At 69.2% G+C, this 10,790-nt stretch carries 3 protein-coding genes; all 3 read left to right on the top strand.

The features are described from left to right. Positions 1-2,858, top strand: a 2,858-nt coding sequence (locus NTY77_03980) for an SDR family NAD(P)-dependent oxidoreductase (protein MCX5794639.1), incomplete at its 5' end; no start/stop codon positions are given. Between the two features lies 1 nt (position 2,859). Beyond that, positions 2,860-3,876, top strand: a complete 1,017-nt coding sequence (locus NTY77_03975; GenBank protein ID MCX5794638.1) for a DUF4384 domain-containing protein — start codon at positions 2,860-2,862, stop codon at positions 3,874-3,876. Further along, on the top strand, positions 3,873-10,784 hold the full coding sequence (locus tag NTY77_03970; GenBank protein ID MCX5794637.1) for a beta-ketoacyl synthase N-terminal-like domain-containing protein: 6,912 nt from the start codon (positions 3,873-3,875) through the stop codon (positions 10,782-10,784). Before NTY77_03975 ends, NTY77_03970 begins: the two co-directional genes overlap by 4 nt. Positions 10,785-10,790 lie beyond the last annotated feature (6 nt).

Raw genomic sequence — 10,790 nt, 5'->3', positions numbered from 1 at the left:
GCTATCCGCCGGAGTCGCTGAATCCGGACATGGACCTGGAGTCCGACCTGGGCATCGATTCCATCAAGCGCGTGGAGATCCTCTCCGCGATCCAGGAGAAGCTGCCTGCCGCGCCCAAGGTCAAGCCCGAGCACCTGGGCACCTTGCGGACCTTGCGCAAGATCGCCGAGTTCCTCTCGGCCGGAGCTCCGGCCCCGGCGCCGACAGCGGCCGCGGCTCCCGGCGTGGAGGCCGTTCTCCTCGCCGTGGTCTCGGAGAAGACCGGCTATCCGCCGGAGTCGCTGAATCCGGACATGGACCTGGAGTCCGACCTGGGCATCGATTCCATCAAGCGCGTGGAGATCCTCTCCGCGATCCAGGAGAAGCTGCCTGCCGCCCCCAAGGTCAAGCCCGAGCACCTGGGCACACTGCGCACTTTGCGGCAGATCACGGCTTACCTCTCCCAGACGGTGGAGCTGCCCAAGCCTGCGGCTGACCCGGTCCCTTCGGCCCAAGCAGCCCCAGCGAGCGTGCTCACCCGTTCCGTGCTGCACGCGGTGGAGCGCAAGGCCCAGGGGCCGTCCCTGCGGCTCGACGCCAAGCTCCCTATCTGGATCGCCAACGAGAGCAACGGCCTGGCCAAGGCCTTGGCCGACAACCTTAAGGCCCGCGGCCATAAGGCCGAGATCGTCTCCCTGGAGCAGCTGGGCTCTCTGCAAGTCCCGCCGGCCTTGGCCGGCTTGGTGATCCTGGCCCCGGTCTCCAGGCTGGAGCCCGACCAGCTCTGGCAGCCCGCATCCGAGGACCTGCTGCGCCGCGCCTTCAGCCTGGCCCGCCTGGCCCTGCCGGCCCTGCGCCGCGCGGCTCATGACGGCGGCGCGGTCTTCGCTACGGTCGCCCGTCTCGACGGAGTCTTCGGACTTTCGGGCCTCAGATCCGAGCAGGACCCGGTGCAGGGCGGCTTGGCCGGCCTGACCAAGACCGCCGCGCACGAGTGGCCCGAGGTCTGCTGCAAGGCTCTCGACCTGGCCTCCGGCTGGGACGACGCGGTTTCCGCCGCCGAGGCCGTGGCCGCCGAGCTCTTCTGCCGCGGGACGCTCGAGGTGGGCCTCTCCTCCTCCGGGCGCAAGGAGTTGGAGCTCGAGGATAAGGCCAGTCCGGAACCCGGGGTCCTGCCCCTCAAGAGCTCGGACGTGGTGCTCGTGGTCGGCGGCGCGCGCGGCGTGACCGCGCAGGCGGGCTTGGCCTTGGCCAAGGCCTGCCGGCCTATGGTGGTGCTCATGGGCCGCAGTCCCCTGCCTGGCGCGGAGGAGGACTGGCTCAAGGCCTGCCGCGGCGAGGCCGAGCTCAAGAAGTCGATCCTGGGCCGCTTCAAGGACAAGACCCCAAAGGAGGCCGGCGAACTCTGCCGCGCGGTGCTGGCCGGCCGGGAGATCCGCTCCCATATGGCGGCCCTGGAAGCCTTGGGCAGCCGTACGGTCTATGTGCAGGCCGATGTGCGCGACTGCGATGGCTTGGCCGAGGCTCTGGCCCGAATCAAGAAAGAGCACGGCCCTATCCGGGGACTGGTCTTCGGCGCCGGGGTCCTGGCGGACAAGCTCATCGCTGACAAGACGCCCGAGCAGTTCGACTCGGTGTTCTTGACCAAGGTGGCGGGCCTGCGCCACCTGCTCCAGGCGCTGGACCTCGCCCAGCTCAAGGTCCTGGCGTTGTTCTCGTCGTCCACGGCGCGCTTCGGCCGCTCGGGGCAGTCCGACTACGCCATGGCCAACGAAGTCCTCAATAAGACGGCGCGCCTGCTCTCGCGGCGGCTGGCCGGCTGCCGGGTCGCTGCCTTCGACTGGGGTCCGTGGGACGGGGGCATGGTCAACGAGCCGTTGAAGAAGCTCTTCGCTTCCGAGGGCGTGGGCGTGATCGGCCTGGAGGAGGGGGGACGGTTCCTGGTGCGCGAACTCTCAGGTGAAGGCCGCGCGGTCGAGGTGGTTGCCATCGCCAGGCCGGCCGCGGCCTTGCCCGCGGGCAAGGTCCGGGCCTTGGACCTCTCTGCCGTGTTCGAGCGCATGGTGTCGGTCGCGGACTTCCCCTTCCTGTCCTCGCACGTGATCAACGGCGCGCCGGTCCTGCCCTTCGCCTTCATCGCGGAGTGGCTGGCGCACACGGCCTTGCACGGCCAGCCGGGACTGCGTTTCCACGGTTTGGACGGCATGCGCGTCTACAAGGGCGTGCTGCTCAAGCAGCCGGAGTATCCGGTGACGCTGTGGGCGGGCCGGGCGGTCAAGACCGACGGCGGCTACATCGTGAGAGCGGAACTGCGCGGCCCGGGCGCGGTCCTGCATGCGAGCGCGGACGTGGTCTTGGCGGGGAAGCTCCCGGCCGCTCCGGCCGCGATGCCTGATTTCGCGCTCCAACCCTATGCTCGGACGGTGGAGAGGGCGTACCGGGATATCCTCTTCCATGGCCCGGACATGAGGTTCATCCGCTCCGTGGCCGGGTGCTCCCAGTCGGGGATCGTGGTCCATGCGGGACAGGCTCTGCCGCCGAAGAACTGGATGCGGCAGCCTTGGCGCGACGCCTGGCTCGCGGACCCGGCGGCGCTCGACGCCGCCTTCCAGGCCATGATCCTGTGGACCTGCGAGAAGCTGGGGGCGCCGTGCTTGCCTTGCCGCGTCGGGCGCTACCGGCAGTACCGGCGCCTGCCCGAGCCGGGCTGCGTCATCCGGGCCCGGATCACGAAGTCCACGGACGGATTGGTCAGCGCCGACATGGATTTCCTGGGACAGGACGGCGTCTTGCTGGCCCGGCTGGACGGCTGCGAGTGCACGGTGGACAAGTCGCTGGGCGAAGCCTTCCGGCGCAACACCGTGGCGGTGGGGGGATGACATGAGGCGATGCCTTCTGCTCCTTCCTCTCATCCTGGGGGCGACCGCTTGCGCGGGCGCCAAGGCCAAGCCGACGGCGACCAAGCCGGACTATGAGGCGGTCAAGGCCAGGGCAGAGAAGTCCCTCAACGAGGTCGAGCCGGGTCTTGGCGAAGCCAAGAAGGCCAAGACCGCCCCGGCTCCCGCCGCCGTTGCGGCCGTGCCGGAGTCGCCCGCGCCTTCCTCGCAGATCGGAGAGAAGGACCCCAAGCTCGGCTGCACCTGGGTCCGAGCCGAGGCCAAGGTGACGGTCAACGAGGACCAGAGCCGCAGCCAGGTCCGCGCCGCGGCCATGGAGAAGGCGCGCAACGCCGCCATGCACGACCTCCTGGGCGTGGACGTGAACTCGCGTTCCCTGGATTTCCAGCAGGAAGGGCTGCGCGGGCAGACCAATCTCATCGAGAGCATCCTGCGCACCACCCGCCGCGGTCGCATCATCAACGAGAAGGTCGCGCTGGACCAATACTGCGACCTGGGCGACTGCCGTCAATGCGGCTATGCGGTCGCGCTGCGCGCCTGCATCAAGGACCGTCCCGCCGACGCCGACCAGGACTTCCAGGTCGGGCTCTCCCTCTCCCAGGACCACTTCGTGGAGAGCGACCGGGCCGTGATCACGGTGACCTCGACCCGCGACGCTTATCTTTATCTCTACGACGTGGGCATGAACTCCGAGACCTCCTTGCTGGTGCCCAACGAGTTCGTCCCGGAGGCCCGGATCCGGGCCGGGCAGACCTGGACTTATCCGGACGAGCAGACCGTCAATCGTGGAGTCTATGTGGCAGCCCAGTTGCCCGAGGGGCGTCCCCCGGTCTCCGCCGAGGTCATACGCCTGGTGGCGACCAAGGTCCCGCTGCAGGCCAGCTATTATGACCCGGCCCGCGGCGGCTACCTGGGCGTCATGCAGAAGCTCAACGCTTCCGCCTTCGATTGGGCGGAGGATGCCTCGGCCTTCACGATCTATCCCGCCAAGGGGAAATGACAGAGAGAGTCCCCATCGCGGTCGTCGGCATCGGCGGCATCTTCCCGGATGCCCCGGAGCTGGGCCGCTTCTGGGACAACATCGCGCAGCGCCGCTGCGCGAGCCGCGAGGTCCCTTCGGGGCGTTGGATCCTGCCGCCCTCCGAGGCCTTCGACCCGGCCCGGCCCGCCGCGGACAAGGTCTACTGCGCCAAGGCCTGCCTCATCGAAGGCTTCCGGCTCGACTACGACGGGCTTGAGCTTGAAGCCGGCTTCTTGTCCAGGCTCGACCCCGTCTTCCACCTGGCTCTGCACGCCGCGCGTTCAGCCTGGCGCGACGCGCGCACTGAAGGCGTGGACCGCTCGCGCGTGGGCGTCATCATGGGCAATATCGTCCTGCCCACGGATTCGGCCTCCGCATTGACCCGGGAACTCCTGCTGCCGGTCATCTCGGAGAAGCTCCTGGGCCGCCGTCTGCCGGTCGCCAGGAAGACCGACCCCCTCAACCGCTTCGTGGCCGGCCTGCCCGCCGGGGTCGTGGCGCGCGGCCTGGGCCTGGGCGGGGGGAGCTTCGCCTTGGACGCGGCCTGCGCCTCCTCCCTCTACGCCTTGAAGCTCGCCTGCGACGAGCTGCGCGCGGGCCGCGCCGACGCCATGCTGACCGGCGGCGTTTCCCGGCCGGAGAGCCTCTACACCCAGATGGGCTTCTCCCAGCTGCGCGCCCTGTCCGCCTCGGGCCGGCCCGCGCCCTTCGACGAGTCCGCCGACGGCCTGGTCGTGGGCGAGGGCGCGGGCATGTTCGTGCTCAAACGCCTGGAAGACGCCCTGCGCGCGGGCGACCGGGTCTACGGCGTCATCGCTGGCATCGGCCTTTCCAACGACGTGGGCGGCAGTCTCCTGGCGCCCAACACGCCCGGGCAGCTGCGCGCCATGCGCGCCGCTTATCAGGAGGCGCGGTGGGCGCCGTCCCAGGTGGACCTGGTCGAATGCCACGCGCCCGGCACCCCCACCGGAGACCCCATCGAGGTCGCCAGCCTCAAAGCCCTCTGGGGCGAGCGGGGGTGGAGCGCGGGTCAGTGCCCTATCGGCTCGGTCAAGTCCAACGTCGGCCACCTGCTCACGGCCGCAGGCGCCGCGGGCCTGATGAAGACACTCCTGGCCCTGCAGCGCCGGCTCCTGCCTCCCAGCGCCAACTTCTGCCGGGCCGGCGCGGCGCTGGCCCTGGAGGAGAGCCCTTTCCGGGTCCCCGTCGAGTGCTCGGACTGGGATAGCCGGGACGCCAAGACCCCGCGCCGCGCCGCGGTCAGCGCCTTCGGCTTCGGCGGGATCAACGCGCATGTCTTGATCGAAGAGCACCTATCCTTGCCGCGCAAGCACCACGGGACGAGCGTCCCGGTCTCGCCGGCCAAGGAGGCCGCGGCCATACCAGTAGCCATCGTGGGCATGGAGGCGAACTTCGGGGCTTGTTCGGGCCTGCGTCGGTTCCAGGAGCATGTCCTGGGCGGGCGATCGCAGGCCGCCCTCTCCTCGCCTGAGAAGCGCTGGTGGGGCAGCGGCGAGGCGCCTCGCTACCCCGGACACTATCTCCCGGAGGTGAGCGTGGCGGCCGCGGACTACCGCATCCCTCCCAAGGAGATGGAGGAGATGCTCCCCCAGCAGCTCCTCATGCTCGACACCGCGGCCAAAGCGGTCAAGGACGCGGCCTTGAAGTCCTTCCCGGGCGAGTCGGCCGGGGTCTTCATCGGCCTGGGCCTGGACCTAAACGCCACCAATTTCGACCTGCGCTGGGCCTTGGCCGAGACCGGCCGGCGCTGGGCTAAAGAGTTGGGCTGGGACCTATCCCCCGAGGAGGAAGCCGAGTGGGTCCGCCTGCTGCGCGAGGCCGCGGGCCCGGCCCTTTCGGCCAACCGGACCATGGGCGCTTTGGGCGGCATCGTGGCCAGCCGCGTGGCGCGCGAGTTCCAAGTCGGCGGCCCGAGCCTCGCCATCGCCTCGGAGGAGAACTCCGGCCTGCGCGCCGTGGAGGCCGCGGTCCGGGCTCTGCAGCAAGGCGAGCTCGAGGTCGCCATCGCGGGCGCCGTGGACCTCTCCGGCGACCTGCGCGCTGTGCTGGGCAGCGCCGCCCTGCGGCCTTTCAGCGTCTCCGGCTCGGCCAGGCCCTTCGATGTGTCGGCGGACGGGTCCGTGCCGGGCGAGGGGGCGGCCGCGGTGGTCTTGAAGCGTCTCGACGACGCGCTGCGTGACGGGGACCGGGTCTACGCGGTCATCAAGGGCCTGGGCTTCGCTTCGGCCGGCGGGGTCGACCGGCCCGCGCCCAGCGCCTCCGCCTACCGGATGGCGCTGGGCCGCGCCTACTCCGACGCCGGCGTGGATCCCACCACCGTGGGCTACCTGGAGACTCACGGCAGCGGCGCGCCGGCCGAGGACCGGGTCGAGGCCGAGGCCCTGGCTGATTTCTACGGCACGGCCGAGGCGGGCTTGCCCTGCGCTCTGGGCAGCCTCAAGTCTCAGCTTGGGCACGCGGGGGCCGCCTCGGCCTTGGCGGGCCTGGTCAAGGCGGCCTTGGCCCTATACCAGGAGATCCTGCCGCCCATGCGGCCCTTCCAGGCCCTGCCGGAGCTCGCGGCCGCGGCCAAGCGGTTCCATGTCCCCCTGCGGCCCCAGTACTGGCTGCGCAACCGCGCCGAAGGGCCGCGCCGGGCCGGCGTGAGTTCCATGGCCACGGACGGCAACTGCGGCCATGCGGTCCTGGAGGCCGCTCCGCAGGCGGCGGAGGCAGGCCGCTGCGCCGCGGAGCGGCGCCAGCCTTTGGGTGCGCGGGACGAGGCCCTCTTCGCCATCGAAGCGGACGACTCGGCGGGGCTCTTGGACGGGCTGGCCGCCCTGCGTTCCTGGCTGGCCCAGCAGGACGCCGGGGCGAACGTGGAGAGCCTGGCCCGCCGCTGGTGGGCGGCCCGGAGCAGTCATCCGGAGCGCAAGCTCGGCTTGGCCTTCGTGGCGCGCGGCGCCGCTGACCTCGCCGAACTGATGACCGCAGCGGAGGAATCCGTCCGCGACAACCCGGAGCGGCCCATCTCCGGCGACCGCATCCAGATGACCACGCGCGCTCCTTTCGGCGCCGGGGCGCTGGCTTTCGTGTTCCCGGGCTCGGGCAACCAGTACCTGGGCATGGGCGTAGGCTTGGGCGTGCAATGGCCCGAGGTCCTGCGGCGGCTGGACGCGGAGAACGGCTACCTGCGCGGCCAGTCCGTGCCCGAGCGCTTCGTGCCGTGGCGCTTCTCCTGGGAAGAGGGCTGGGAGGCGAAGGCGGAGGCCTCGGTGGTGACGGATTTTCACGCCATGATCTTCGGCTCGGTCGCCCACGCCGCGGCCTTGAGCGACCTGGTGCGCGGCTTCGGCGTCGAGCCTCGGTTCGTGGTGGGCTACAGCCTGGGCGAGACCGCCGGGCTCTTCGCCCTGCGCGCCTGGACCGGCCGCGACGAGATGCTGCGCCGCATGAAGCAGTCGAGCCTGTTCGTCAGCGACCTGGCCGGCCCCTGCGACGCGGCGCGGCGCTTCTGGAACCTGCCCACGGACGAGCGCATGGACTGGGTCCTGGGGGTCATAGACCGCCCCGCCGACACCGTCAAGATGGCCTTGAAGGGGATGGAGCGGGCGGCGCTCCTGATCGTCAACGCCCCGTTCGAGTGCGTGGTCGGAGGCTACCGCAAGGCCGTGGACAACCTGGTCGACGGCCTGGGCTGCGTCTTCCTGCCCCTGCAGGGCGTCTCCACCGTGCATTTCCCGGCCGCGGAGCTCGTGGAGCGGCAGTACCGGGAGTTGCATCTGCTGCCCACTCAAGCGCCCTCCGGCATGCGTTTCTACAGCGGGGCCTGGGGCAAGGCCTACGAGGTCACCAAAGAGAGCGCGGCCGACTCCATCACGGCGCAGGCCACGCGGCCTCTGGACTTCCCCGGGCTGGTGCGCCAGGCCTATGACGACGGGGCGCGGCTCTTCATCGAGCTGGGCCCCCAGGCCTCGGCCACGCGGATGATCGACAAGATCCTGGGCCCCTTGCCGCACGCGGCCCGGTCCGCCTGCATGCGGGGGTCCGACGAGGTCTCCACGGTGCTGCGCCTGCTGGCCCAGCTCATCGCTGAGCGCATCCCGCTGGACTTGAAGCCTCTTTACGGCCTGCCTTCCTGCGCGGCCGACCACCAGGAGCCGCCCCCGGCGCGGCCCCGGGTGAGCGTGCCTATGGGCATGCCCGCGCCCAAGCCTCTGACCTGGAGGCCCGCCGCCAAGAGCGCGGCGCCGGCCCTGGCTTTGGTGGCGCCATCCCTGGCGGATGCCTTCCCGCCCGCCGCGCCGGCACGACCGGCTGTCTTGGGTGTCCCCGTCCCCGTCGCCCTGGCCGCTCCGACGGCTCTGCAGAGGCAGTTGCTCGCGGCGCACGAGGCCGGTGTGAAGGCTCATGAGGTCTTTCTAAGGCTCTCGCAGAGCTTTGCGCAGGCGCAGCTCAAGAACATCGCGGTGCAGACGGCGCTGATGCAAGGTGGGGGGGGAGGTGGACTGCCCCCCGCGTATCGGCCAGCCGACGAGAATGGTCCCGACACCCCCAGGGGTGTCGGGACTCAATGCTTCATGGACCGGGACAAGTGCATGGAGTTCGCCGTCGGCTCCATAGGCAAGGCCTTGGGCCCGCTCTTCGCCGAGGCGGACTCCTATCCGACCAGGGTGCGCCTTCCTGACGAGCCGCTGATGCTGGTGGACCGCATCGTCAGCGTCACGGGCGAGCCGCGGTCCCTGAAGTCGGGCGGGGTGGTGACCGAGCACGACGTGAAGGCCGGCGCCTGGTACCTGGACTGCGGCCGCATCCCGACCTGCATCGCGGTGGAGGCCGGACAGGCCGACCTGTTCCTCTCCGGCTATCTGGGCATAGACTTCGAGACCAAGGGCTTGCGCGTCTACCGTTTGCTCGACGCTGAGGTGACCTTCCATCGCGGGCTGCCGGTCCCAGGCGATGTGATCCGATACGACATCAGGATCGAGCGCTTCGTGAAGCACAACGAGGCCTGGTTCTTCTTCTTCAACTACGAGAGCACGGTCAACGGCGAGCCTCTGCTGAGCATGCGCAAAGGCTGCGCCGGCTTCTTCACATCCGAGGAGCTCGCCGCGGGCAAGGGCGTGGTGTTCAAGCCGGAGGAGCTGGCGTCAAAACCGGGCAAGAAGCCCGCCGATTGGGCTCCGCTGGTGCCGGATTTCGGCCGCGAAACGTACTCTGACGAACAGGTGCTGGCTCTGCGCCGGGGCGATCTGGCAGCCTGCTTCGGCGCGGCTTTCTCCGGACTGCCTCTGCAGGAGCCTGTGGGCTTGCCTGTCGGGAAGATGGAGCTTGTCGACCGGGTGGTGGAGCTCGACCCCAAGGGGGGACGCTGGGCCCTGGGCATCATCAAGGGCGAAGCGGACATCCGGCCGGACGACTGGCATCTGACCTGCCATTTCTCGGACGACAACGTGATGCCCGGTACCTTGATGTACGAGTGCTGCCTGCACACCTTGCGCATCCTGCTCATGCGGCAGGGCTGGGTGGGGGAGAAATCCAAGGTCTGGTACGAGCCGGTGCCTGGAGTCACCAGCGGCCTGCACTGCCGCGGGCAGGTCATCGCATCGACCAAGAAGGTCCACTATCAGGTCGAGGTCAAGGAGCTGGGCTTCGACCCCGCGCCCTTCGCCATCGCGGACGCCTTGATGTACGCGGACGGCAAGCCCATCGTGCGCATCACGGACATGTGCGTGAGGATGGGGGGCACGGACAGGGCGGAACTGCAGAGGATCTGGGGTGGAAAAGTCATTGGGAGGAAAGAAGCCGAGAAGAAGATCCTTTTCGATACGGACAGCATCTTGGCCTTTGCCATAGGAAAACCTTCGGAGGCTTTCGGAAAGCCCTATGAGATTTTCGACACCGGTCGTGTGATCGCCCGCCTGCCCGGCCCGCCCTATCAGGTTCTAGACCGCATCACAAGGATAGAGGGCTGCGAGGCTTTCAAGCTGGCGGCCGGCGGCGTGGTGGATGCGGAGTACGACGTGCCGAAGGACGCCTGGTACTTCAAAGCCAACGGCCAACCCTTCATGCCTTTCGGCGTGCTGTTGGAAGTGGCCCTGCAGCCCTGCGGCTGGCTGGCCGCTTATGTGGGCTCGGCTCTGTCGAGCCAAAGCGACCTTTCTTTCCGGAACCTGGGCGGGACCGCGACGCAGTATGAGGAGATCGGCCCTGAGGCCGGGACGCTGGTCACCACGGTCAAGATGACCAAGAACGTGCAGTCAGCGGGCATGCTCATCCAGGATTACGACATGGCCGTGCGCTGCAACGGACGCCTAGTCTACGAGGGCATCACCGAGTTCGGCTTCTTCTCGAAGAAGGCGCTCTCGGAGCAGGTCGGCGTGCGCGGCGCGGCGCCTTATGCTGCACCCCAGGCCGAATTGGCGCGGGGCCTGCTGCCCGCCCTGTGGCAGTCGGGCATGCCGGAGAAGATGCTCATGATGGTGGACACGGTCGACTTCTTCGTTCCGGACGGCGGGCCGAAGGGCCTGGGCTTCATCCGCGGCACGAAGAAGGTCGACCCGTCCGAGTGGTTCTTCAAGGCGCATTTCTGCCAGGACCCGGTCTGCCCGGGCTCCTTGGGCCTGGAGTCCTTCGTCCAGCTGATGAAGGTCGCGGCGCGCGAACGCTGGAAGGGGTCCTCGGAGCGGTTCGAGTCCATGGCCTTGGGGCAGAAGCATACCTGGCTTTACCGCGGCCAGGTCATTCCCGCCAACAAGCTCGTCACCGTCGAGGCTTGCGTCACCGCCGTGGACGAAACGCGCCGGCTCATCAAGGCCGACGGCTTCCTCAAGGTGGACGGCCTGGTCATCTACAAGATGACCGATTTCGCCTTGCGGCTGGCCTGATTCCCT

Source organism: Elusimicrobiota bacterium, assembly GCA_026388095.1.
Classification (GTDB): Bacteria; Elusimicrobiota; Elusimicrobia; order UBA1565; family UBA9628; genus UBA9628.
The sequence above is the reverse complement of the archived record's forward strand: the minus strand, read 5'-3'. Positions and strand labels throughout refer to the sequence as shown.

Coding starts and splice junctions, on each gene's coding strand:
- NTY77_03975 (MCX5794638.1), top strand. CDS start 2,860: ATGAGGCGATGCCTTCTGCTCCTTCCTCTCATCCTGGGGGCGACCGCT.
- NTY77_03970 (MCX5794637.1), top strand. CDS start 3,873: ATGACAGAGAGAGTCCCCATCGCGGTCGTCGGCATCGGCGGCATCTTC.